Annotated in this window: 21 protein-coding genes; 18 read left to right on the top strand and 3 right to left on the bottom strand. The window is 35.3% G+C overall.

The genetic code is table 11. The annotated features are described in order from the left end of the window. Window positions 1–180: 180 nt before the first annotated feature. Genes ACN0U3_RS11450 through ACN0U3_RS11410 form a run of 9 tightly spaced genes read left to right on the top strand, consistent with a single transcriptional unit; the run spans window position 181 to window position 9,323 of the window. The gene (locus ACN0U3_RS11450) at window positions 181–876 is read left to right on the top strand and encodes a diphthine--ammonia ligase (protein WP_417266323.1); all 696 of its coding nucleotides are present in this window, start codon (window positions 181–183) and stop codon (window positions 874–876) included. Continuing rightward, window positions 848–1,945 carry a tetraacyldisaccharide 4'-kinase gene (lpxK, locus tag ACN0U3_RS11445; protein WP_417266322.1) on the top strand — a complete coding sequence of 366 codons (1,098 nt, stop codon included), beginning with the start codon at window positions 848–850 and terminating at the stop codon, window positions 1,943–1,945. The genes ACN0U3_RS11450 and lpxK overlap by 29 nt, the downstream gene beginning before the upstream one ends. Continuing rightward, a complete protein-coding gene (locus tag ACN0U3_RS11440) occupies window positions 1,926–2,738 on the top strand; it encodes a purine-nucleoside phosphorylase (RefSeq protein ID WP_417266321.1) in 813 nt (270 codons plus the stop codon). Before lpxK ends, ACN0U3_RS11440 begins: the two co-directional genes overlap by 20 nt. A gap of 18 nt (window positions 2,739–2,756) precedes the next feature. Then, window positions 2,757–4,220: an Asp-tRNA(Asn)/Glu-tRNA(Gln) amidotransferase subunit GatB gene (gene gatB, locus ACN0U3_RS11435; protein WP_417266320.1), complete on the top strand. Its 1,464-nt coding sequence runs from the start codon at window positions 2,757–2,759 to the stop codon at window positions 4,218–4,220. Between the two features lie 4 nt (window positions 4,221–4,224). Beyond that, a complete protein-coding gene (locus ACN0U3_RS11430; protein WP_417266319.1) occupies window positions 4,225–5,457 on the top strand; it encodes a TlpA family protein disulfide reductase in 1,233 nt (410 codons plus the stop codon). A gap of 10 nt (window positions 5,458–5,467) precedes the next feature. Continuing rightward, window positions 5,468–6,583: a TlpA family protein disulfide reductase gene (locus ACN0U3_RS11425; protein ID WP_417266318.1), complete on the top strand. Its 1,116-nt coding sequence runs from the start codon at window positions 5,468–5,470 to the stop codon at window positions 6,581–6,583. A gap of 8 nt (window positions 6,584–6,591) precedes the next feature. Further along, entirely contained in the window at window positions 6,592–7,374 is a 783-nt protein-coding gene (locus ACN0U3_RS11420) for a UDP-2,3-diacylglucosamine diphosphatase (RefSeq protein ID WP_417266317.1), read from the top strand. Between the two features lie 26 nt (window positions 7,375–7,400). Further along, complete coding sequence (locus ACN0U3_RS11415) at window positions 7,401–7,823, top strand: hypothetical protein (RefSeq protein ID WP_417266316.1); 423 nt, start codon at window positions 7,401–7,403, stop codon at window positions 7,821–7,823. Window positions 7,824–7,838: 15 nt separating this feature from the next. Next, window positions 7,839–9,323: a DUF5723 family protein gene (locus ACN0U3_RS11410; RefSeq protein WP_417266315.1), complete on the top strand. Its 1,485-nt coding sequence runs from the start codon at window positions 7,839–7,841 to the stop codon at window positions 9,321–9,323. Window positions 9,324–9,363: 40 nt separating this feature from the next. On the opposite strand, the gene ACN0U3_RS11405 is transcribed toward ACN0U3_RS11410, so the two are convergent. Both ACN0U3_RS11405 and dnaA read right to left on the bottom strand, forming a co-directional pair. Continuing rightward, a complete protein-coding gene (locus tag ACN0U3_RS11405; RefSeq protein WP_417266314.1) occupies window positions 9,364–10,734 on the bottom strand; it encodes an exonuclease domain-containing protein in 1,371 nt (456 codons plus the stop codon). A 91-nt stretch (window positions 10,735–10,825) separates the two neighbouring features. Next, the gene (gene dnaA / locus ACN0U3_RS11400) at window positions 10,826–12,256 is read right to left on the bottom strand and encodes a chromosomal replication initiator protein DnaA (protein ID WP_299207366.1); all 1,431 of its coding nucleotides are present in this window, start codon (window positions 12,254–12,256) and stop codon (window positions 10,826–10,828) included. A gap of 318 nt (window positions 12,257–12,574) precedes the next feature. On the opposite strand from dnaA, the gene ACN0U3_RS11395 reads away from it, so the two are divergent. The 4 genes from ACN0U3_RS11395 to ACN0U3_RS11380 all read left to right on the top strand — a co-directional run bounded on the left by ACN0U3_RS11395 (window position 12,575) and on the right by ACN0U3_RS11380 (window position 16,698). After that, window positions 12,575–12,997: an acyl-CoA thioesterase gene (locus ACN0U3_RS11395; protein WP_417266313.1), complete on the top strand. Its 423-nt coding sequence runs from the start codon at window positions 12,575–12,577 to the stop codon at window positions 12,995–12,997. 10 nt (window positions 12,998–13,007) lie between these two features. Next, window positions 13,008–13,976 (top strand): formimidoylglutamase, encoded by a 969-nt coding sequence (locus ACN0U3_RS11390; RefSeq protein WP_417266312.1) that lies wholly within the window; start codon window positions 13,008–13,010, stop codon window positions 13,974–13,976. A 99-nt stretch (window positions 13,977–14,075) separates the two neighbouring features. Next, window positions 14,076–16,340, top strand: coding sequence for a patatin-like phospholipase family protein (locus ACN0U3_RS11385; RefSeq protein ID WP_417266311.1), 2,265 nt, complete (start codon window positions 14,076–14,078; stop codon window positions 16,338–16,340). Between the two features lie 13 nt (window positions 16,341–16,353). Then, window positions 16,354–16,698 (top strand): translation initiation factor, encoded by a 345-nt coding sequence (locus ACN0U3_RS11380; protein ID WP_417266310.1) that lies wholly within the window; start codon window positions 16,354–16,356, stop codon window positions 16,696–16,698. Window positions 16,699–16,931: 233 nt separating this feature from the next. Here ACN0U3_RS11380 and ACN0U3_RS11375 read toward each other — a convergent pair whose 3' ends face one another. Continuing rightward, a complete protein-coding gene (locus ACN0U3_RS11375) occupies window positions 16,932–17,786 on the bottom strand; it encodes a hypothetical protein (protein WP_417266309.1) in 855 nt (284 codons plus the stop codon). 85 nt (window positions 17,787–17,871) lie between these two features. Between ACN0U3_RS11375 and ACN0U3_RS11370 the strand changes: the two genes are divergently transcribed. The 5 genes from ACN0U3_RS11370 to ACN0U3_RS11350 all read left to right on the top strand — a co-directional run bounded on the left by ACN0U3_RS11370 (window position 17,872) and on the right by ACN0U3_RS11350 (window position 24,349). Beyond that, the gene (locus ACN0U3_RS11370; protein ID WP_417266308.1) at window positions 17,872–19,659 is read left to right on the top strand and encodes a M61 family metallopeptidase; all 1,788 of its coding nucleotides are present in this window, start codon (window positions 17,872–17,874) and stop codon (window positions 19,657–19,659) included. A gap of 807 nt (window positions 19,660–20,466) precedes the next feature. Then, entirely contained in the window at window positions 20,467–21,990 is a 1,524-nt protein-coding gene (locus ACN0U3_RS11365) for a VWD domain-containing protein (RefSeq protein WP_417266307.1), read from the top strand. A gap of 491 nt (window positions 21,991–22,481) precedes the next feature. Beyond that, entirely contained in the window at window positions 22,482–22,838 is a 357-nt protein-coding gene (locus ACN0U3_RS11360) for a hypothetical protein (RefSeq protein ID WP_417266306.1), read from the top strand. Then, the gene (locus ACN0U3_RS11355) at window positions 22,835–23,308 is read left to right on the top strand and encodes a hypothetical protein (RefSeq protein ID WP_417266305.1); all 474 of its coding nucleotides are present in this window, start codon (window positions 22,835–22,837) and stop codon (window positions 23,306–23,308) included. The genes ACN0U3_RS11360 and ACN0U3_RS11355 overlap by 4 nt, the downstream gene beginning before the upstream one ends. 15 nt (window positions 23,309–23,323) lie before the next feature. Then, on the top strand, window positions 23,324–24,349 hold the full coding sequence (locus tag ACN0U3_RS11350; RefSeq protein WP_417266304.1) for a hypothetical protein: 1,026 nt from the start codon (window positions 23,324–23,326) through the stop codon (window positions 24,347–24,349). Window positions 24,350–24,463: the final 114 nt, after the last annotated feature.

The following is a 24,463-nucleotide window of genomic DNA, read 5'->3' as shown; positions in this document are numbered from 1 at the left end:
TGAGCTTTGTTTGTGATTCTGTGGTTTCCCAAGTTGGGGAGGATGTGTATTAACTTTACCAAGATTAAACTGGAAATTAGGTGATCTGAACAGTATATCTTTCATCTCTCTAATCCGTTTAATCAACCTGCACATATTATTCAATACAATTAAACACTACTTTTACACCAAAAACAAACAATGCAAAAACCAAAGGCCGTTTTCAATTGGAGTGGTGGAAAGGATTCCGCTTTGGCGCTTCAAAAAGTATTTCAAGAAAATAAATTTGAGGTCATCGCTTTGTTAACTACTTTTAATGAAGCCGACGAAAGTTCATCTGCACATTCAGTTCCACTGACTTTAATGGAAAAACAAGCAAAGGCGATTGGAATAGAATTGTATCCCATCTTCATTAATAAATCCCCAGGCGATTATGAGCACAAAATGCTCCAAGCAGTTGAATATTTTAAACGTAAGGGAGTAAAACATTTCATATTTGGAGATTTATATTTAGATGAAATCAGAACTTACCGAGAAAGTAAACTGAATCCGCATGGAATTGAAGTAGTGGAGCCGATTTGGAGCAATTCTCCAGAGGAAACCATTCAGACATTCTTAAACTCAGGACTCAAAGCAAAAATTATCACTACCCAAGCCGATAAATTAGATGAATCTTATATTGGTCAAGATCTAACTCCAGAATTAATAAATAACCTACCCATAGATGTTGATGTTTGTGGTGAAAATGGAGAATACCACACATTTGTTTATGCAGGAAACATTTTTAAAAATGAAGTTGAATTAGAAATCGAAAAAGCCTACAAACTATCCTTCGATATTAAACTTGATACGGGAGAGATGAAGACCTATGAATATTGGCAAGCGAAACTTAGCTAATCAACAAGATTTTTCTATTTTTAACCCAATGATTATTCTGCGGATGATATTACTTCCTTTTTCCTTGATTTATGGCTGTGTCATGATGATAAGGAATGGACTGTTTGATAAGAACATTAAGCCGGTGACTGAGGTGGGTTCGGCTGTGATTTCCGTGGGGAATTTATCTGTAGGAGGAACAGGAAAAACACCTCATGTTGAGTTTTTACTCAACGCCTTGTCCAAAAAATATAAAACGGCTGTGCTTTCAAGAGGTTATGGTCGAGAATCAAAAGGATTTGTTAAAGTCAACGCCAATGCGGAAGTAAATAAGGTTGGAGATGAAGCATTAAATTATGCTCAGAAATTCGAAGGAAAAGTGGAAGTGGCTGTTTGTGAAAAAAGGGTAGAAGGGGCTAAGCAATTATTAGCAAAGCATCCCGAAACGGAAGTCATTGTTTTAGATGATGCTTACCAACATCGGTACATTCACAGAGATTGCAATATTTTACTCACAGAATTCAATAAGCCCTTTTTTAAAGATTTTGTGTTGCCAGCAGGACGATTACGTGAGTTTCGTTGGGGAAAACACCGTGCAGATGTGGTTATTGTTACAAAATCCCCAAGCAACCTTAGTGAAACGAGAAAAAAGAAGTTTGTTTCTCGATTAAAATTGAAGTCTACTGTTCCCATTTTCTTTTCTTCAATTACTTATGGTAATCTGGTTCATTTGGAAGATAAAACAGTGACTTCAGCCCCTAAAGAGATTCTTTTGGTGACGGGAATTGGAAATCCACAACCGTTAATTTCTCACCTGAAACAGTATTCAAAGGTCACCCATTTAAAGTTTGGGGACCATCACGATTACACAGTGAAGGATATTGAGAAAATTCACAAATTATTTGGTAACTTTGCCTCTGCTGAAAAAATAATTGTAACAACCGAGAAAGACGCTGTGCGATTAATGAATTCAAAAATAAAAACAAATATTCAGTCCTATCCTTGGTATTATCAAGCAATGACTGTGAAAATAGAAGATGAAAATAAATTACTAAAGAAAATATATAGCTATGTTAACACAAATCAATGATGCAGTAAAATACCTTCAGTCCCAAACTGAGGTGAAACCACAAATAGGAGTCATTTTAGGAACTGGGCTTGGAGGATTGGTGGATGAAATCAACATCACGAACTCTATTTCGTATGAAGATATTCCTCACTTCCCTGTATCAACAGTTGAAGGACATAGCGGTAGATTGATTTTCGGAGAGTTGGGTGGAAAACAAGTGATGGCCATGCAAGGTCGTTTTCATTATTATGAAGGATATACTTTGCAACAATGTACTTTCCCTGTTCGTGTTATGAATGCTTTAGGGATTGAGCGATTAGTGGTGAGTAATGCTTCTGGTGGAGTTAATCCAAATCAAGAAATTGGTGAAATCATGCTCATTAATGATCATATTAATCTTTTCCCTGGAAACCCCTTAATTGGAAAAAATATTGACGAATTAGGTCCTCGTTTTCCTGATATGAGCGATGCTTATGATGTTGGTATGATTGAACTTGCTGAGCAAATTGCAAAAGAGTTAGATATCCATGTTTCTAAAGGGATTTATGCAGGATTAACAGGTCCAACCTTAGAAACACCAGCAGAATATAAAATGATTCGAATTTTAGGAGCAGACGCTGTCGGTATGTCTACAGTTCCCGAGATTATTGTAGCACGACATATGGAAATCCCGTGTTTTGCTGTCTCTATCATTACTGATTTAGGCGTAGAAGGAAAAATTGTAAAAGTTTCAGGTCAAGACGTTATTGATGTAGCAAATCAAACAGAACCAAAAATGACCAAGATTATCAAAGAATTAATCGCAAGAGTTTAATACATTTTTAGAAAATAGATGGTATCAGAGGAGGTAAAAGCAACATACGAAGCGGTAATTGGACTGGAGGTTCATGCCCAGATGTTAACGAAAACCAAAGCGTACTCCAGCGACGCAAATGAGTATGGAGCACGACCAAATACAAATGTGAGTGCAATCACTTTAGGTCATCCTGGGACACTCCCAAAGATGAATAAGAAAACAATTGAGTATGCCATTAAATTGGGATTGGCTTTGAATTGTGAGATTGCAGAAAATCAGTATTTCGATAGAAAAAACTATTATTACCCAGATTTACCGAAAGGGTATCAAATTACCCAAGATAAAACGCCAATATGTGCGAATGGGAAAATAGACCTTCAAATGGAGGATGGTACAACTAAATATGTTGGAATCACTAGGATTCACATGGAGGAAGATACCGGAAAAAGTATTCACGATGTAGATGTTTATGATACACTTGTGGACTTGAACCGTGCAGGAACTCCCTTGCTTGAAATCGTAACGGAGCCTGATATGCGTAGTGGTGATGAGGCTTATGTCTACCTGACAGAAATTCGTCAATTGGTGCGTTACTTAGAAATTTGTGATGGTAACATGGAGGAGGGAAACTTGCGTTGTGATGCCAATATCTCTGTTCGTAAAAAAGGAGCCAAAACCTATGGGAGAAGAGTAGAGGTGAAGAACATGAACTCTATGCGAAATGTTCAACGTGCAATTAATTTTGAAATTGATCGCCACATTGAATTACTAGAAAAAGGAGAGGTCATTGATCAAGAAACACGTTCTTTTGATGCTGTGAATATGCGTACCATTTCTATGCGAACAAAAGAAGATGCGAATGATTATCGCTTTTTCCCAGAGCCTGACCTGCAACCTTTGCATGTATCGAAAGAGCAAGTCGCAGCAATTAAAGCAGAAATGCCTGTGTTGCCAAAAGCATTATATAAAAAGTATACCGAAGAATTAAAGTTGTCGGATTACGATGCAACGAATATTATCTCAACCAAACCCTTCGCTGAATATTTTGAAGCGATAATTAAACATACTAAAAATTATAAGTCCGCTTCAAACTGGATGAATGGAGAAATTCGTTCTTATTTGAATCAGCAAGGGAAGACCATTGAAGAGTTTCCTATTGAAGCAAAAAAAATAGCTGAATTGATTGAACTTATCGACGGTGGTTTTGTTTCGAATACTGTAGCGGGACAGAAAATCTTCCCAGCATTGCTTGAAACGCCGAATGGATCAGCAAAAAAAATAGCTGAAGACTTGAATTTAATTCAAGACAGTGACGAAGATTCAATTTCTGCTGTAATTAAAGAGGTCATAAAACAACACCCAGTAGAAGCTGAACGTTATAAGAATGGCGAAAAGCAATTGGTTGGGTTTTTTATGGGACAAGTAATGAAAGCATCAGGTGGAAAAGCTGACCCGAAATCTGCCAACAAATTGATGCGCCAACTTTTAGATGAGATTTAATATGATGAAGAAAAGTATTTACGTTTTAGCATTAAGCACTTTGTTTTTGGCCTGTGGTTCAGAAGATGAAACAACCAAACCCCAAACGGAATCGGTAGAAACTTCCGCAAAAGAGGATTCAGGTAAGATGATTAAAGATCCAAACGCAACTCCTAATGTGTCAATAAATGGTACCGTTAATAATGGTGGTAATGCCACTTTATTACTTGAAGCAAATACCGACAGGGGTCCAATTTTGATCAGTAAAACTGTAACGAATGCGGATGGGAGCTTCCAGTTGGATGGTGCAATTGAAGCGATGGGACTTTATCAATTAAGGGTTGATGAAGTGGTACAACAAGGACAGGAACCAAAAGTTATTCCGCTTACTTTAGTGCCAGAAGATGAATTGACGCTTCAATTGGATTTTAATGAATTTAACCGCTCTGTAGTTTATGAAGGAACCAATTGGGCCGCCCCTTTAAATGGATATATGGCTGAGATGAGAAAGTTTGTTGATTGGCAAATGACTCTTGTTAACCCTCAACAATACCCGCAAGAGGAGTTGATTGAAATGGTCATGGAGAAAAAAGAACCAATGGATCGCTACATTGTAAAAGAAATTAAAAAAGATCCAGGGAATCCCGCTCATATTCTTTTAATGACGAATTTAATGCCAATGATGGGCTTTGAAAATTACGATATGAAAAACATCGAGGTCCTTAAAACTTTGCATAAAGCCTATGAAGAAAAGTATCCCGAGCATCCAATGACTGTGAGTATTGGTTCTCAGGTTGCGCAATTGGAGCAAAGTCTAAATGATTATGTAGACTACAAGGAGAAAAATATCGCTCCAGAAATCACGAAGGTCAATCCTGATGGGGAAGAAATGAAATTGTCATCTTTACGTGGGAAATATGTCTTGATAGACTTCTGGGCATCTTGGTGTGGACCTTGTCGAGTTGAAAACCCTAATGTGGTAAGACTATACAATAAGTACAAAGGAGATAAATTCGAAATTTTCAGTGTTTCTTTAGATAAGGACAAAGAAAAATGGATGAAAGCCATTGAAGCAGATGGACTAATTTGGGACTATCATGTGAGTGACCTTCAAGGTTGGGAAACAGATGTAGTTCAAAAATATCAATTCAATGGAATTCCACATACTGTTCTTATTGATCCAGAAGGAAAGATAATTGCAGAAAAATTAAGAGGACCATCTTTGGAAAAGAAATTGCAAGAGCTCTTCGGAAAATAAACAATAAACTATGATACGATTAATCACATTTCTAACATTTACTTTACTTACTTCTTTCATTTTTGCTCAAGAGGATTTTTCTTTTGTGCTAAAAGGACAAATATTCAACACGGATAGCGATACACTAAAACTTTTACAAAATAATGGTGAAAATAATCTTGAAATCGCTGTTGTGGAAATGGATGAAAAAGGATTTTTTGAAAAGTCCATTACCTTAAAGGATAAAGATTATTATGTTTTATCGCTCGAGGACGGACAGAGTATTAATATTATCGTTGAAGGCAGTGATACTATTAAAGTGTATGGAGATGGGAGCAATCTATTTTACCACACCAACATTATAAATTCTGCTTCAAGCACCGCACTATTGGAGTTTTTACGTGTCAGTGCTCAATACCGTGCAAAATTAGATTCAGCAAATCGTTACTTACAAGCCAATCAAGATAAGAAGAAGGAAATTCAACAACAGTTTCAGTCAACTTATCAGCAGTTTATAAGTCAACGTACACAATTCATTAACAATAATAATAGTTCACCAGCCTTGGTGGGTGCATTGTCTACTGTAAACATTGACCAAGAGTTTGAAATTTATGAGCAGTTAGTACAATCATTAGAAAAAGGTTTTGGTGAAAGTCCAACTGTGCAAAGAATCATTAAAGAATATGGAGTGAACAAAGCTCAAATGTTGGCGCGCCTACCCATTGCCCCTGGAGATATGGCCAAAGAAATTGCCTTGCCGAATCCTGAAGGAGACACGCTTCGTTTATCAGATTACCGCGGAAAAGTTGTTTTAATTGACTTTTGGGCGGCTTGGTGTGGACCTTGTCGTAGAGAAAATCCTAATGTTGTAAACTTGTATAAAGCGTATCATGATCAAGGATTTGAAGTATTTTCAGTTTCTTTAGACAAAACCAAAGAGAAATGGGTGCAAGCGATTGAGCAAGACGAACTCTTATGGGAAGCGCATGTGTCTGACTTAAAATTTTGGCAGTCTTCTGCAGCCAAAGATTATAAAGTTTCTTCTATACCTTTTACGGTTCTTATCGATAGAGAGGGTAAAGTTATTGGAACAAATTTAAGGGGACAAGAATTAGCAAACACGCTCAAGGAATTGTTTGATCAATAATTAAATCAATGTCTACATCAAGTAAGAAGATATATTTTGCCTCAGATTTTCATCTTGGTGTTCCAACCGCTGAAAAGAGTTTAGTACGTGAAAAACTCATTGTTCGCTGGTTGGATGAAGTCAGTAAAGACGCAGAAGCAATATTTTTAGTAGGTGATATTTTCGATTTTTGGTTTGAATATAAACATGCCATTCCAAAAGGATTTGTTCGTTTACAAGGAAAAATTGCTGAGCTAACCGATAGGGGAATTCCCGTACATTTTTTTACAGGAAACCATGACATGTGGATGTTTGGCTATCACGAAAAAGAACTGGGCATTATCATGCACAAAGCGCCTTTCGTATTTGAAGCACAAGGTAAAAAGATCTTTATTGGACATGGTGATGGTTTGGGACCAGGAGATCACGGTTATAAATTCATAAAAAAAGTATTTGCCAATCGGTTTTTTCAATGGTGTTTTGCCCGACTTCATCCAAATTTCGGAATAGGAATCGCTAATTATTTTTCTCGCTCAAGTAGAGCAGCAACTGGAGATGAAGATGAGAAATACCTTGGAGAAGATCAAGAATGGTTAGCTATTTATGCCAAGGAAGTCCTTCAAAAAGAGCATGTTGATTATTTTGTTTTTGGACACCGTCACTTGCCACTAAATATTGAACTTGGAAATAACAGTACTTACTTTAATCTCGGTGATTGGCTTAAATACTACACCTATGGCGTCTTGGAAAATGGAGAGTTTAAATTAAAAACATATCCTTCCAACGAATTATATGATTTTTCCGTTAGGTAGTTTTGAATATTCACTATCTTTAAACTATGAAAAATCTACTACTCCTCTTTTTTTCTGTTCTTTATTCATTGTTCTCCGCTTTAGGACAAGAATCTCCCCCCGTGTTTAAACATGATCAATTTGTTAAAACATGGAGAATCTGTTATGCTTTAGAAATTGAAGATGCCGAAGATACCTTGGTTTTTCAAACTTCAACTCCTGATTGTCGACAAAACGATTGTGGAAAACACCAATGGTCACTGCGAGAAGACGGAGCAATTGAATTTGTTTTTACCACAGGTTGTAATTCCGGATTTAATTCTGTCTCTAGCCGCCCTAAAAGATGGATTTACATAGAAAAAGATAATCTACTAAAATTCATCAGTCTAGACGGTTTTGCCGATATTTACTTTGTGGAAGAACTCACAGATCAATCGTTAGTATTAATTAGAAGAAAAGATTTAGAATAACTTAATTTAAAAACCATGAAAAAGTTTAAAATATTTGGAGGATTGGTAATGCTATTGATGAGTTCAATGGCCTACTCTCAAACTCAAGGTATTGCGTATACCGCAGTAGGAAAAGGTGTTGCAACAACATTTTTAACAGATTACCATTCACTTGGAATCAACAGTTCTGCACTTGGATGGGGTTCTGGATTTGAAGATAAAAAATTCACTTTCGGAACAACGGAACTCTCTATGGGAATTTCGAGTCCAAGCTTGGATAAAACGCGTTTAAAGAATGCGATGATGGGAATTAAAAATCAAATGACCGGAAATGGGAATGGGTTTAATTTCGAACAGCAAAGAGAAGCTGCTGGAGATTATGCTGAATCTGGAATTGCTGTAAACGCTAGCTTTAACTGGTTTGGAGCGTCTTACCAATCTGAAAAGTTTGGAGGTATTGCTTTTTCGGTGAATGAACATTATGATTGGTTTTCTCAGTTGAATGAGCAGACAACAGACATCATTTTTAGAGGTAAGTTGAGCAGTGTTTTTGATTCTTTGACCATCGCAATGAATGGTGATACAACAACAATTTCGAATAGAGAAAATATTTCAAACGATACCCTAGCTGCAGTTATTAATGGTGAAATTAACAATCCTTTATTGGTTAGTGATATAACCAGAGGGTCTCGTGTTAAATTTCTTTGGAACAGACATTTCAACATAGGTTATGGACGTAAAATATTAGGTGATCCTGATAAATTTGCCTTGTATGCAGGTGTTGGAGCACGCTATATTCAGTCTGTTGCGATGTTTGATATGGATTCAAATAATGACGGCTTATCGGTGAATGCTGCTGTATCGCCTTTCTTCAATATTAATTTCGGTACTGGTCAAAATTCATCCAATAGTGGAGTGATGCCTGAGTCTGTAGGAAAAGGTTTTGGATTAGATTTTTCTGCAAGTGTTGTCCTTTTTGATAAAATTCGTTTGGCTGCTGCAGTAAATAACATTGGTTCGGTGACGTATAAACGTGATGCTTATTCGGTGCAAGATACTTTGCTTGGAACTTATCGTTTACCAGGATTAGACAATGCTGCAATCCCTGAAATCATGAATGAATTATCAGATGTCGGTGGATTATTAAGATTTGAAGAACAAGAAGAAATTGTGATATCTAACCCTGCGAATTTTAGATTAGGGGGAAGTATAGCGATGTTTGATAAAAAATTAAATGTTGGGTTTGACGTAGTTGCACCTTTCAATAAAGACAATCCTGGAAGTTTGCAAAATGCCGTTGTTTCTTTCGGAGGAGATATTCGTCCGATTAAATGGCTTCAATTAAGTGCAGGTTACTTCGGTGGCGGAGCTTATGAACACAATATTCCTGTTGGCGTTAACTTTATTCTTAAAGGAGGTGCTTATGAATTTGGAATTTCGTCAAGAGATGCGCTTTCTTTCTTCTTAAAAGATGCTAACAGTATTTCAACAGCGTTTGGAGTGGCGAGAATAAGATTTTAATAGGATTCTTGTTGATGGATTTTAGTGATCAGGCGGTGAATTAAAATCTTCTGATTTCTATCCCTTTCTTAATGCGAATAGTTCGGTTGATGATCATGCGAATGTCTCTGTCCTCTTGGTAGTGGTCGATGACTTCTTTCCATGTTTCTATTGACTGGTCGTTGTATTGTTTGGGGAGAAATCCATAGCCGATAAATGTGCCACGTTCTACCATTAGCAAGGCCAATTCATCTTTGTTTCTTCCTTTATCTACGATAAAGAAGTTGTCTAATTCATAATTGAGTTGATCAATCAATTGCTGAATACGTTGATTGTAATCTGTTGCCGCTTCTTTTGCAATACAAGCCCCGAAACACTCTTTGGTGTGGTATTGAAAACAAGAGGACTGACTTGGGTACAACCCCGTAAGCTTTTGACACAATTGGTATTCTAAAACAGCTTTTTCTAAAAATCCAACACCTTCTTTTCGGTTTGAAAAAGTAGTAATGGCTGGATCTTGTCTGTTTTTAATTAAATCAATGTGTAGGTTGATGTATCCTTTTCCATCTTCAAATGAATAGAGTCCATAAGGATATTTGTCCTTGCGTAATTGCCTGTTAAATTGAGGCTTGTACTTTTTGATTAGGTTGGACTCATGAATTAATGCAATTGTTTCAGAACCAGTTAAATCATATTCCACCCGAACAATCTCCTTAGACATATTGATGGCTTTTTTCGATTTATTGTTCTTTAGATGTTGCTGCACTCGACTGCGAATATTTTTACTCTTACCAATATAGATCAATCGACTCTCTTCGTCGTAGAATTTATAAACACCTGTTTGTTTTGGAATTTCTTCAATAGCATCAAAGTCTAGTCCAGGGTGTAAATGTTTGGGAATGATGTCTGATTGAATAAAGCTATTGAGTAACTCATAATTTTTACTGAACAATAAATGAAACAATTCCGTAGTGGCCAAAGCATCCCCACGAGCACGGTGTCGACCGACCAAATCGATTCCTAATTCATCAGTGATTTTACCTAAGCTATAGGATGCATAACCAGGAATAATTTGACGCGATGATTTAACGGTGCACAAGTGGTTGGTTCTAAATTCATAGCCCAATGAGCGGTATTCACTTCTGAGTACATTATAATCGAAGCCTACATTGTGGGCTACAAAAACTGCATCACCAATAAATTCAATGATTTGTTTAGCAAGTTCGTAGAATTTCGGAGCTCCTTCTACCATATCGTCATTGATTCCCGTCAATTGTGAGATAAAGTAGGGGATAGGCTGTTCAGGATTAACAAGTGAAGTAAATTCGTCCAAGATCTTTTCTCCATCAGTGATGAAAATGGAAATCTCGGTTATTTTGGAATTTTTAATACTTCCACCCGTTGTTTCTAAATCTGTTACAGCATATAGCATTTGGCAAAAGTACGGAAATTGAATGGTTTTAATAAAAAAAAATACCGAAAGGAAACTCCAATCGGTATTTTATGGGATTCAAATCCAGTATTTACTGAATTGATAATTTCTTTTCTAAATCTGTAAGATAAGCCTTGAACTGTTTGTCAGTTTCTGAAAGGTTATTTACTGTTCTGCATGCGTGAAGTACAGTTGCGTGATCTTTACCACCACAGTGTGCACCAATATTAGCAAGCGAAGATTTTGTCATTTTCTTTGAGAAGAACATTGCAATTTGTCTGGCTTGAACGATTTCTCTTTTTCTAGTTTTCGATTTCAAGATTTCAATTTCAATATCGAAGTAATCACAAACCACTTTTTGAATGTATTCAATAGAAACTTCTCTTGCGGTATTCTTCACAAACTTGTCAATCATTTGTTTGGCTAAATCTAATGTGATGGCCTTTTTGTTGAGTGAAGCTTGTGCAATTAATGAGTTTAATGCTCCTTCAATTTCACGAACATTGGTGTTGATACTGTAGGCAAGGTATTCTACCACTTCCTTTGAAAGTTCGATTCCATTCCCATACATTTTCTTTTCAAGGATAGCGATTCTAGTTTCTAATTCAGGAGCTTGTAAATCTGCTGATAATCCCCATTTCATTCTACTCAATAAACGCTGTTCCATTCCTTGAATATCTACAGGAGCTTTATCAGAGGTAAGAATAATTTGCTTTCCATTTTGGTGCAAGTGATTAAAAATGTGGAAGAATACATCTTGTGTTTTTTCCTTTCCAGAGAAAAACTGAACATCGTCGATAATAAGTACATCCATCATTTGATAGAAATGCACAAAATCATTAGAAGTATTGTTTTTAATTGAATCAATAAATTGATGTACGAACTTTTCAGAGCTTACATAAAGTACTGTTTTATTGGGGAATTTGTTTTTAATTTCAATTCCAATGGCATTCACTAAGTGGGTTTTTCCTAAACCAACACCTCCATAAATCAACAATGGATTAAACGCTGTTCCCCCTGGTTTGTTAGCCACAGCATATCCCGCCGATCTGGCTAAACGGTTACAATCACCTTCTACAAAATTCTCAAAACTATAAGAAGGATTAAGGTTTGAATTAACGTCAATCTTTTTTAATCCAGGAATGACAAAAGGATTTCTAATGTGATCTTCTCCAACCATTAAAGGTACAGAAACGGGTGAGTTCTTTAAAGAAGTTCTTCCTGAAGTAGGTATTTTAACAGTATATGGTGTTGAGTTAGGTGTATTGCGTTCCATAATAATACTGTACTCTAACCTTCCATTTGGACCCAGTTCTTTTTTGATTACCTTTTTTAGTAATCCGATGTAGTGTTCTTCTAACCATTCGTAAAAGAAATGTGAAGGAACTTGAATTGTTAACACATCTCCCTCTAACTTCACAGGTACAATTGGTGAAAACCAAGTTTTAAAAGCTTGTAATGGAATAATGTCTTTAATTACTTTCAGACACGCTTCCCATTTTTGTTCATGCAACTGGCTCATTTAATTAGTTTAAGGCGTTTATAGCAAAATAAATATTGTTGTTCTTTAGAAAAGAATTTATGGCTTCTTATTCTTTCAGAACAGGAGCAAATATTTGGATAAAAAAGTTAAAAAAAAAATCAAATCGCTATTGACTTTTACAAATATTTTACTCCTAACATTAAAATGAAATTAACTTCAATTTAATGCTGTTCGTCCCAAAATAATGTTATATTAATCGATAAATTTGATCATAATATTGAGATTAGGTCTAGCATTATTTGGACCACCAATATACACATCTTTTTTATGATATTCACTTTAAGTTGTTAAATTATTATGCCCCAAGATAAAGAATTTTTACACTCCTCTGAGATTCAGCTGAGAGTGCGTTATGGCGAGACCGATCAGATGGGATATTGCTACTATGGTAACTATGCACAGTATTTTGAGGTAGGTCGGGTAGAAGCCCTAAGAGCTTTAGGATGGTCCTATAAAGAAATGGAAGAAAAAGGGTTTATGCTCCCCGTATCGAGTTTCAGTGTGAAGTATATTTCTCCTGCTTTTTACGATGATTTGTTAACCGTTCACACCAGAATTATCGACCTTAAAGGGGTGCGACTGTATTTTGAATATGAAATCAAAAATGAACAAGGAAAGTTAGTGGCTACTGCAGAAACCACACTTGTTTTTGTTGATAAAAATACCATGAGGCCGACAACTCCTCCAAAAGATTTTGTTACCTTAATGTTTGCAAAGTAAAACAGAACTCATGACCCATAAAACAAAACATTTTGAATTCAATAATTTGAATAAAGAAGAACTTCAGCTTTTTATTAGTAAAAGAGAGGGAGAGACAAAGTTGGGACAACAATTAACAGATTTGCCGCAAGCGAAGTATGTTATTATTGGAGTTGAAGAATCTGTTGGGCCAAGAGCAAATAAAGGAAGAGGTGGTGCAGAAAAAGGATTCAAAGCTTTTTTAAGTTCATTCCTTAATATGCAGTCCAATGAATCGCTCATCGGTAATCATATACACGTGTTGGGAAGTGTTTCAACGCATACTGAAGCAGGGCTCGATGGTAACTTAAATCAAATGGTGGAGGAACTAGATAATTTTCTAGTGAAAATTCTCCATGAACACATTAATCAAAACCAAATTCCAATAGTTATAGGTGGTGGACACAATAACGCTTATCCATTGATGAAATTTTCTTATGAAAGATACCAGCAACAAATCCAAGTGGTGAATTTTGATGCCCATGCCGATTATAGGCGATTGGAAGGAAGGCATTCGGGGAATCCGTTTTCTTATGCTTTTAAAGATGGATATTTGAAAAAGTATTTTGTTTTAGGATTGCATCAGCGTTTTAATAGTCAGCAAATTATTGATGATCTAAGGAGGGATGGACATTATTTCACCTTTTATGAGTCCTATATTTTTGGAGAACACAATTATTTGGATGATTTTCAGACTTTAAGAGATACCTTAACCAGAACAAAGGATTATACAGGCGTGGAACTGGATATGGACACCATTGAAAGAATGCCCAGTAGCGCTTTTTCACCTGCGGGAATATCAGTAGATATTGCTCGTTTATACATCAGTCAAGTCGCTAAAAAGAAGAATATCGCATACCTCCATTTGCCTGAAGGTGCACCGACTAATGAATTAGAAGAACGTATTGTGGGGAAAACTTTAGCGTATTTAGTGAGTGATTTTATCGTAAGTCATGGATAATCAATTTGGTTTACTATCTTTATTACTGGTAAATCAAACCGAGATGACTCCAAAATTTAATGTTTTACTTTGAACAAATTCAGTTTTACACCATAACTTATGATAAAAGGCCTTTTAAACTTTCTTAAAGCTGTACGTTCATTTTTCCCAATTAATTTACTTTTCTCTCAGGTAAAGTATAATCTCATTGTCCTTTTTTATTGGATTTTTCTGTTCTCTATTGTCAATAATTACCTTGGAGTTGGAATTGGATTGCCGTATTTGTTCTTGTCACCTGAATATGTTGGTGCGTCAAATCCTATTGCTTTTTTACTTTTAGGAGTGAGCATTGGTGGATTTATTATGGCTTTTCATATTTATAGCTATATTCAATTGGGGCCTAAATATCCATTCATTGCAACTTTGTCAAGACCCTTTTATAAATTTTCAATCAACAATAGTTTGATTCCTTTGCTGTTCCTGATTAATTTTTCAGTGAATATTTATCATTTTCAACAAGGTCAAGAATACGTTCAACCCATGGATGTGTTTTTGCAAATACTCTCTTTATTGGGTGGGGTAGCTCTTTTTATACTTTTTGCATTGGTGTATTTTTTTCCCACGAACAAAGATTTATTCACCATCACAGGCAAGCGATCCGAAGAATTTCAATCGAAAGCCAGTAATATCAAAGCGACTTTACACCGTAAGCAGACTTGGTACGAACCTTTTATGAATAAAAATGTGGACCAATATTATTACATCGGTTCAAGGTTTAGAATTAGACAGTCGAGAAGCAGTTCTCATTACGATATTAACGTACTGAATAAAGTTTTTGCCCAAAATCACATCAATGCATCGGTCTTTGAAATCCTTTTGGTTCTGTCTTATATTTCAATTGGATTCTTTAGAGACTATGAATTTTTTCAAGTGCCTGCTAGTGTTAGTATGATGATGATTCTTACCATTGTTCTTATGTTGGTGAGTGCTTTGTTTTCGTGGTTCAAACAATGGACCTACCCCTTAATTGTTGGTGCTTTTCTCTTGGTGAATTACATGAGTACTAAAACTGAGTTTTTTCAATTTAAAAGTTTTGCTTTTGGGCTCTCCTATGAAAATGAAGACTTGGTTAGTTATACAAAACAATCACTTTACGACTTGAAATATTCTGATTCTATTATTCAAAGAGATTATGAGAATTACGTAAAAACCCTTGAAAACTGGAAGAAAAACACAGGTAAGAAAAAACCAAAATTAATTGTCTTGAATACCAGTGGTGGTGGATTGAGAAGTGCCATGTGGACTTTCCGTGTTTTACAAGAGATGGATAGTTTGAGTGACAATGATTTTAGTAAGCACATTCAAATGATTACAGGAGCTTCAGGCGGAATGATAGGTGCTGCCTATTATCGTGACTTAATGTTGATGGAAAATGACAGTCTGATTTCTTCGCGATTAGATCAAGAGTATTTAGAAAACATCTCAAAGGATTTGCTGAATCGCTTGACTTTTTCTATTTCTACTAATGATTTGTTTTTCCGTTATCAAAGTGTCGAAATCAATGAACACCTCTACAGTAAAGACAGGGGATATGCTTTTGAGCAAGAATTAATTTCTAATTTGAATGGCGCATTTGACCATACTTTAGGGTATTATGAGCCGTATGAGCGTTCTGGGCAAATACCAACCATGATCTTCACACCAACCATTGTCAATGATGGAAGAAGATTATTGGTCAGTGCACAGCATCACGGATATCTTCAAGCAACAGACCGATTGGATGAACGTGTTGGATTGAATCCGCAAATTGAAAACATTGAATATTTAAAGTATTTTCAGCATAACAATCCAAATGATGTGAATTTTACTTCAGTGCTAAGGATGAGCGCTACCTTTCCGTATGTAATGCCCATGATTACCATGCCTACAGATCCTGGTATGCAAGTAATGGATGCTGGAATTCGAGATAATTATGGATCAAAAACAACAGTGCGTTACCTTATTGCCTTAAGAAAATGGTTGCATGAAAACACGAGTGGTGTAATTGTGTTAAAAGTGAGGGATACAAAAAAAACACTTATTGGAGAAACCTATGAAAATATAGGTCTGTTTGAACGTTTGTTATTGCCGTTTGGAAATATGTACGGAAACTTTCCAAGGGTACAAGACTTTAACCAAGATGAACTTTTTTCTACCGCCATACGTTCAATGGATTATCCGATTGAAGTGGTGACTTTTAATTTAAGAGAGCATTATGATGATAAAATTTCGCTTTCTTGGCATTTGACACAAAAGGAAAAACTGAAAATTTCGAATGCAGTATATTCAGAGGAGAACAGCAGGTCGGTAGAACGTTTAATGAAATTATTAAAATTTGAAAAATAGATAAATACAGTTTATGGGAAAAAAGAGTAAAAGAAGAAGCGACGTTGTGTACAGTACGAATCCTGATTTTGAATTTGATAATGAAGAGGAAATGGAAGAAGAAACACTTCCTAACAATCAGCAGCTTTTATACGTCTCCATCGACCGAAAACAAAGAAAAGGCAAAGAGGTTACGTTAGTTGAAGGTTTTGTTGGTACAGACGAAGATTTAAAAGCATTGGGTAAAAAGTTGAAATCAGCGTGTGGAGTAGGAGGTACAGCAAAAGACGGTGATATTCTTATTCAAGGAAACCACAGGGATAAAGTTATTGAGCTCTTGGAAAAAGACGGATATAAAACCAAAAGAAAAGGAGGGTAAGGTTAAAATGAATTATGGAATAAGTTAGTTGAAATGGTTATATCTTCTTTGTAATGTTTTATTTAATGCAAAAGCAGAAGAAAACATGAGGTGGCATTTTTAAAAGAATCGCTCATATATAATTGATCAGTAGTTCAACTTAAAGTCTACCAAAAAAATCATGGTAGGATTGATATAAATAAAAAACGAGGCAAATCATTCTTTTGCCTCGTTTATTTTAATTCAAAATGTGCTTATTTCACAGTAACTACTAAGTAATTTGAAATTCTCCAAAACTTATCAGCATCTAAAATCATCAATTTATTTCCTTTCCATTCATAAGAATTTATAGGGTGGTCAGTAACCATTTCTGGTTTGCTTCCTACAATTGTTAACTCCTTAATTTTAGATTTATCCATTTTTTGGAAATATTCTTGATTCATGTCATCAGCAATGTTTGTTTTTTTACCAATTCCAATGAAACCACCTTCTCTTACCAAAACGTTATTGGCAATTAATTCATCTAAAGTTCCGTAGGCATAATAAACAGTGTTCATTTCCTTCATCACATCCAACGCCAATTCAACTTGCTCTTGGTATTCATCAAATAATTCAGAGTACTCCATGTCTAAGTCGGCAAGTGTGCGTTGAAGTGAAGCAATTTGTTCGTCTCTATCGCGGATTTGCAATACCAATCGGTCGGTCATCCCCTCTAATTCGGCAATTTTAAGATCTTTTTCGGCAATTTGCTTTTTTAATTTACTAACGCTTTGCGCGTTTTGTTTCCTTAAGAAGTTAATGTGTTGAATTTCTTGTAAAATCCAGTCTTGGTCTTCCTGTGTTAATTCAGGATTTGAACTCCTAACTCTAATTTCTTCTTCTTTGATATTGATTTTTGCAAGGTTCGATTGAACTTCATTGAAGAAAGAAAAAGCTTCATTTAAAACAGAATCTTTACGGTTGCTTTCTAATTCGAGTTGCGCTACTTTATTACGCAGTTCAATCAGTTCTACTTCGCTGGCACCTTCTCCCGTTTTAGTCGTGTCGTTTTGATCGTCCTTACAAGCAGCAAATATGAACAGTAAGGTAAATAAAAATAAGTATCTCATGTGTTTGTTTAATTGATTCTTGTTTACAAAATTAACGATTTCTTTGGGGTAAATTGTATCTTTGAGGAAAATCAATGTTTTTATTATGAAAATTTATAGTTTACTTGTTTTAGCGCTGTTTATTAGCACTACAATTTTAGGTCAAAAAATTCATCATGAGCTTTCAATGCCTGCTCCAGAAACCCATTATTTCCACGTGGAGACAACCTTAACAGATTTTTCTGAAGAGAAAGTGGTGTTGACAATGCCTGTTTGGTCGCCTGGATCATACTTGGTGCGCGAATTCCCCAAAAACGTAAATTTATTGTTGGCCAAAGATGAAAATGGTCAAGCTTTACCTGTTCAGAAAATCAGCAAAAATCAATGGGAAATTTCAAAAGGGAAAGCGAAAAAGGTTACTGTAAATTATGAAGTTTATGCTTTTGAACTTACTGTGAGGACTTCCTTCCTAGATAAAACACATGGTTACTTAAATGGAACAAGTGTTTTTACATTCCCTGAAGGATATATGGATTTAGGAGGACAATTAACCGTTATACCTCATTCTTCTTTTAAGAAAATTACCACTCCTTTGGCTGTGGCTAAGGACGGAATAAGTGCTGATAATAATGCTCAAACCTTTGTGTTTAAAGATTTTGATGAATTGGCAGATGCGCCTATTGAAATCGGAAATCAAGAGACCTTTAGTTTTGATGCTGCAGGAACAAAGCACCATGTTGCTATTTATGGACCTGGAAATCATGATGTAGAAAGATTAAAAATAGATATGGCGAAAATTGTGGAAGCAACAACAGCGGTATTTGGTGGGAAAAACCCAAACAAAGAGTACTGGTTCATTATCCACAATACAGATACGCGTGGTGGTGGATTGGAGCACATGAATTCAACCACTTTAAATGTGAACAGATGGACATATAGTCCAGAAAATTACATGAGCTTCCTTTCGCTTGTAGCACACGAATATTTTCATATTTGGAATGTGAAAAGATTGCGTCCTGCTGCGCTAGTTGAATATGATTACAGCAATGAGAACTATACAGACATGTTGTGGATCATGGAAGGATTTACTTCTTATTACGATGAACTGATCCTGAGAAGAGCTGGATTCTATTCAGAACAAGATTACTTGAACATCTTCGAAAATACCATCAATTATGTTGAAGGTCAACCTGGAAATAAAGTTCAACCTGTAGCGCATGCTTCTTTTGATGCATGGATTAAAGCCTACCGTCCTAACGAAAACAGTAGAAATACCACTATTTCTTATTATTCAAAAGGAGGTTTAATAGCACACGTTATCGATGCGATGATTATTGAGAAATATAAAGGGAAAAAGTCTTTGGATGAATTCATGCAGTTACTTTACAAAGAGTATTACGAGAAGAACAACACAGGGATGACGCCTTTACAATTCAAAACATCATTAGAGGAATTTTTAGATCGAAATCTAGATGATTTCTTCGCGAAGTATATCTATGGAACAGAAACTATCCCTTTTGCTGAGTATTTTGATGCTTTAGGATTAGAAATTCAACATACAGAACTTCAAAGTGCAGGGTTGGGAATTACCACTAAAATGGAGAATGGAAAGTTGATTGTAACCAGTGTGATGTCAGGTGGTGCCGCTGAAAAAGCAGGACTCTCTCCAAATGATGAAATCATCGCATTTAATGGCTTTAGAGTAGATCAAGCTGATTTGTCTAAATTCCTTGCAATGCTCAATCACGACACTGAATTCAATTTAATTATTTCAAGAGGAAAGCAATTGATGAGCTTAGATGCTACGATGGGAATCCTTAAAAACAATAACTATATGTTTACCTACAAAGGAAATAAGTTGGGTACTTATTGGCTACGTGAGAAAAAGAAATAATTTTATTTCCTGTATTTGAAGAGTCAGATAATCACTATTATGGGTGGAATAAAGTCCACCCCAATAGCATACCGTATTTCTAGAATTTTCAAACCCGTATTTTATTTAAACATATATTATATACAATTGCGGACTGAAAGCCCAGCTCACTTCAACTGGATGCATCGCATCCAGTTGAAAAAAAGGTTATTCCAACGCACTGAAGGTGCAACTCAATAGGGTTAATTTTGACTTGGTGTTCATAAACTAATCATCATGGTTGAGCTAAAGTCCACCCCAATAGCAAACCGTATTCCTAGAATTTTCAAACCCGTATTTTATTTAAACATATATTATATACAATTGCGGGCTGAAAGCCCAGCTTACTTCAACTGGATGCATCGCATCCAGTTGAAAAAAAGGTTATACCAACGCACTGAAGGTGCAACTCAATAGGGTTAATTTTGACTTGGTGTTCATGAACTAATCATTATGGCTGGACTTTAGTCCACCCCAATAGCATATCGTGCCCCTAGAATTTTCAAGCTCTAATTGTTCTTCATTATTGACTTAATATTTATGAAGAAATAGAGATTTCTCGTCATCCCATTCCGAAAGCTAGAAATGGAGAGACCTAATAAGACACTTTAGGAATTATACTTTCACTTTCTACCTTCGAAAAGTCTTAGTATATTGCTTACAAACAATGAATTTCATAGCACCACTTTAAGAGGCGTAATGTTAATTCCCATCATTTTTTAACAAAAAATTAATTTTTGGAACGTTTATTGATAAAATCCAAAACATAAATATAAAAAACCAAAGGTTATGAAAAACTTAATACTACTCATTACCAGCGTCTTTGTTATGGGCTTGATGGGCAGCGTATATGCTCAAAATGTTGTGTTTAAACGCCAAGATTCAGATCACATAAAAGACATATTTAAAGCTTGGAATGAAAAATCTGGAGACTACTTATACGAAAGTATGGCTTCCTTGATCATGAAAAAAAATCAACCAGAACGACCAGAGGGTGTTTATAAAACACCTTTTGAATTGCTTCAAACAATGCATCTTGATCGCGTTAAAAGACTACAGCGTATTGCAAAAGTAGAGCTAGAGAAAGAAATTGCAGCGACCAATGGAAAAAGAGCGACTTATTATTGGCAAGAGTGGATGAACTACCTTGAAACTACAACTTGTGGTGTTTCCGAAGGATCTTCAACCGGGGAACCACACATGCTGACATTTGATGGAGAGCGATATGACTTCCAAAATGCTGGAGATTATTTGTTGTCTGCATCGGAGGATGAATCTTTTGTTATTCAAACACAACTGTTTAGAAGAAACACTTCTAGTTCTTGGTCACTGAACGGCGGAGTAGTTGTAAATGTAAATGGTGATATTGTTGAATTTAGAGGTACAGAAATGCCCATCGATGGTGAGGTGTATGTTAACAATAAACTCATCACAAAAAGAAATTTCACAATCAATCTTCCTAATGGAGGAACGCTTCGTTTGAATCAACCGCCAAAAGAAAGTAAAAATAGACACCTTCGTGGAGATCGATTTGTGGTGAACTGGCCAACGGGTGAAAAAATGAGGGTGGCAATTATTAGAAACTTTAGTTTTGGGGATAATAAAGACACGGAAAGAAAGAATGTTTTGTATCAATTGTACGTTGCTGTTCCGGAGTGCAGAAGTGATTATTATGGATTATTGGGGAATAATGACGGTGTAAAGAACGACTTGGTTGTAGATGACAGTACGGTGATCAATAACGACCGTTCTGCTTATTCAGATGAAGAACTTTTTGGAAGTCTTAGACGTTCTCCAGAAGTCACTACTCGAATGGAAAACTCGTGTTATTACATTGCTCACCCTTTTGGAAATACTTTTCAATTGAATGAAGAAACATCGTTGTTTCCAATTCAAATGACTGCAATTTCAGATTCTATAAGGTATCCATCTGGTTGTACAACTTTAGCCGACGCTTCTGATGAACAAATTGCTGAAGCGTTAAGAAAATCTAGAGAAGCAGGTGTTCCAGACGATGAGTTATACAGTACAGTTTTTGATTATACTTATGCTAACATAGATCCTGCTGATCAAGTGGATAATCACAAAGAAGATAATCCTAGAAAAACGCAAAGTAATGAACCTGAAATTAATAAAGAGGAAGATAAAAATCCACCGGTAATTATAAAGAAACCTAAGGTTACTCCTGTGCTTACTCCCGACACAAGAAGAAAACCCGACACGAGAAACAAACCAAATACGAGAACAAGTCCCAATACACGAACGAGTCCAACAGGAACTTCTCGTGAAACGAATCCAAGAGGAGGGAGGTAGTTTAAAACCTAAAATAAAAAAAAGAGGCGTAATTGAAGTTACGCCTCTTTTTTAGATGAGTATTTTGGGTTAATCAACCAGTTCTTTTTCGAATGCTTCTTTTAAAATGCTAACTGCAAAATCGATCTCATCTTTGGTGTTGTTACGTGAGAATGAAAACCTAACGTTTGGACGAGATGTATTTGCATGGGAAAGATGCTACTACAGGTTTTTATAGTAATAATAAAAATATACACAAGAATTTCCCTCGGCTGCCGCGAGATTTAGCGCAGCTTCTCGTGGCCTTGGATATCCATACAAAAAACTCTTTCAAGAATCATAATCTAAAAAAACTATTACTAAAACAATCTATTTCAGCGACTTTATCAACGAATAATTTAAAAATTTGTACTTTAGAAGAAGTAAAGTAAAGGATTCAGACAACCACGAGATAAACCACGGAGTAGCACCGAAGGTAATCTAGCGGTAGCGGGGGCAAAAAGCGGTAACGAATGCTAAAGAATAAAAAATACATAATATACATATTTCTGTTTTTTTTAATAGGATTTAGTGCAAATTATTTTATTGATAAAAGAAATGAAAAACTTATGTCAAAAGGTACTATAAAGACATACGCTATTTATGATAAAAACATTGTTTTTGCGCGAAGTGGGCCACGATCATATTTTAATTATTATGTAGACAAACAAAAGCTTTCGTTAACCCAATATGGCAAATTTAATTTTTTAGAAAAAGGTGACACAGTCCTAATCGAATATTCGATAGAAGACCCATCAGTAGCCAGGGTAATTGATTTTAAGTATATGCAGAAGTTTAAGGAGGATAGAAACAAATCTGAAGGCAATTGATATACGCGGAAACATATCCTTACGGAAGTTTACTCCCAAATCGAAGCTATAATGCGGATAATCAAAGGTTCTTGTTTCATAATATGGAGACGGATATGGAGGTTTCAGGTAGTGGGAATAGTTATGCTACTCCTGAGTCAAAAGCGAATAACTACTTTAGGAGGACAGATGATGGTAGGGGCTGCAGACCCGAAATCCCATGGGCTAATTGGCTGGATAGAAATATTTATGGTACTTATGATAATAAAAAATCGACAAGAAATGGAATTTACCATTCCTATGAAAAAAAGCCAGTTAAATTAAATGCTACACTAATTCATCATAAGGTTGATAGTGTGACTAAGTTTACACGTAAAACTATATTGATTTCAAATGACAAAGTATTTGAATATCAAAGAACAGATAGTATGGTATTGTACTTTCCAAATGACAGCATTTTAATTGATGTTATACATCATCATTCTAAATAGATTAAAACTCCTAAAATGAATATTGTATACAATTTCAAATATATGAGAAAGATTCTTTTACAAATGTTTTTCATAGTTACGTTTTTAACCTTTTTATCCTGTTCAAGAACAAATGAAATGCATTTTGATAGTTCGGAAAATGGATTTTTGGTTTACAACAACGATGATTCTTTAAGCTTTGATACTGAATGGAACTTAATGAACTCTACTGTTTCTTTACGTGATGATGTTTCAAAAGTTAGTTTTAAAAATGATTCGCTGATAAATATACTTTCACCCTTAAACAATAAAATTTATACCCTTTGGTTAGATTCTCTTTTCAACCCGAAGTATATAGAAAATATACATGAAAAAGAAATACAATATTCGGATTCAATAGGTATGAGCATTCAGTATGGAAGAGATTCTAACTTGGAAGAATTAGTTATCTATTTTACCTTTATCCAAGATGAACATATAATGATGTATAGTCTTAATCAATATTTAGTTTACAAAAATGATGAAATAGACACCTTAAGAAGCTCTTTTTATGTAGTTGAAGAATCAGATAGTGGTGGAATTTTTAAGCTATATAATAGGCAGGATATTGAGGGAGATTATTATTATCAAGTAATATATTTCACAGATCCTTTCTTAGAACTATCTCCAGTTTCAATAGCAGGTAATTTATATATTGAAGATACAGCAAAACACAAGGAGATATTATATTTTCGTAAAGGACAAGATCCATTTATCACTTATGATAATGACATTGATAAACCAACTGTATTTCAGGTATATGTTTTTAAAACCGAGACACGAGAGCCTATAGATTATCGTTTAGGTGTTATAAATTCAGATTATTCTACCGAGAAGAAAATAAAGCAAATAAAAAATGATGTAAGTCAAAAGTTCGATCAATATAAAGTTAAGAGCTATCTCAAAGACATAGAGAAAAGTTTACAAGGATTTCCGTTTGTGACTGTCAAATCTCAAGCAGTTGTTGAAGTTGATAAAGAAAAGTTAAAAGAACTTTACTCAAAATACAAAAGTAAAAAATGATACCCACTTGTGTTATGTCAGATATAGAAAACCCTCCGATTTCCATGATGAAATCCAAGTAAATTTAACATTAAATAATTAATTAAAATCAATTTTACAGTAATACGAGTTTCT

It is taken from the genome of Brumimicrobium sp. (genome assembly GCF_048268645.1).
Taxonomy (GTDB): Bacteria; Bacteroidota; Bacteroidia; order Flavobacteriales_D; family Crocinitomicaceae; genus Brumimicrobium; species Brumimicrobium ulvae.
This window is presented reverse-complemented; position numbering and strand designations above follow the sequence as displayed.

Coding starts and splice junctions, on each gene's coding strand:
- ACN0U3_RS11450 (WP_417266323.1), top strand. CDS start 181: ATGCAAAAACCAAAGGCCGTTTTCAATTGGAGTGGTGGAAAGGATTCC.
- lpxK (WP_417266322.1), top strand. CDS start 848: ATGAATATTGGCAAGCGAAACTTAGCTAATCAACAAGATTTTTCTATT.
- ACN0U3_RS11440 (WP_417266321.1), top strand. CDS start 1,926: ATGTTAACACAAATCAATGATGCAGTAAAATACCTTCAGTCCCAAACT.
- gatB (WP_417266320.1), top strand. CDS start 2,757: ATGGTATCAGAGGAGGTAAAAGCAACATACGAAGCGGTAATTGGACTG.
- ACN0U3_RS11430 (WP_417266319.1), top strand. CDS start 4,225: ATGAAGAAAAGTATTTACGTTTTAGCATTAAGCACTTTGTTTTTGGCC.
- ACN0U3_RS11425 (WP_417266318.1), top strand. CDS start 5,468: ATGATACGATTAATCACATTTCTAACATTTACTTTACTTACTTCTTTC.
- ACN0U3_RS11420 (WP_417266317.1), top strand. CDS start 6,592: ATGTCTACATCAAGTAAGAAGATATATTTTGCCTCAGATTTTCATCTT.
- ACN0U3_RS11415 (WP_417266316.1), top strand. CDS start 7,401: ATGAAAAATCTACTACTCCTCTTTTTTTCTGTTCTTTATTCATTGTTC.
- ACN0U3_RS11410 (WP_417266315.1), top strand. CDS start 7,839: ATGAAAAAGTTTAAAATATTTGGAGGATTGGTAATGCTATTGATGAGT.
- ACN0U3_RS11405 (WP_417266314.1), bottom strand. CDS start 10,734: ATGCTATATGCTGTAACAGATTTAGAAACAACGGGTGGAAGTATTAAA.
- dnaA (WP_299207366.1), bottom strand. CDS start 12,256: ATGAGCCAGTTGCATGAACAAAAATGGGAAGCGTGTCTGAAAGTAATT.
- ACN0U3_RS11395 (WP_417266313.1), top strand. CDS start 12,575: ATGCCCCAAGATAAAGAATTTTTACACTCCTCTGAGATTCAGCTGAGA.
- ACN0U3_RS11390 (WP_417266312.1), top strand. CDS start 13,008: ATGACCCATAAAACAAAACATTTTGAATTCAATAATTTGAATAAAGAA.
- ACN0U3_RS11385 (WP_417266311.1), top strand. CDS start 14,076: ATGATAAAAGGCCTTTTAAACTTTCTTAAAGCTGTACGTTCATTTTTC.
- ACN0U3_RS11380 (WP_417266310.1), top strand. CDS start 16,354: ATGGGAAAAAAGAGTAAAAGAAGAAGCGACGTTGTGTACAGTACGAAT.
- ACN0U3_RS11375 (WP_417266309.1), bottom strand. CDS start 17,786: ATGAGATACTTATTTTTATTTACCTTACTGTTCATATTTGCTGCTTGT.
- ACN0U3_RS11370 (WP_417266308.1), top strand. CDS start 17,872: ATGAAAATTTATAGTTTACTTGTTTTAGCGCTGTTTATTAGCACTACA.
- ACN0U3_RS11365 (WP_417266307.1), top strand. CDS start 20,467: ATGAAAAACTTAATACTACTCATTACCAGCGTCTTTGTTATGGGCTTG.
- ACN0U3_RS11360 (WP_417266306.1), top strand. CDS start 22,482: ATGCTAAAGAATAAAAAATACATAATATACATATTTCTGTTTTTTTTA.
- ACN0U3_RS11350 (WP_417266304.1), top strand. CDS start 23,324: ATGAATATTGTATACAATTTCAAATATATGAGAAAGATTCTTTTACAA.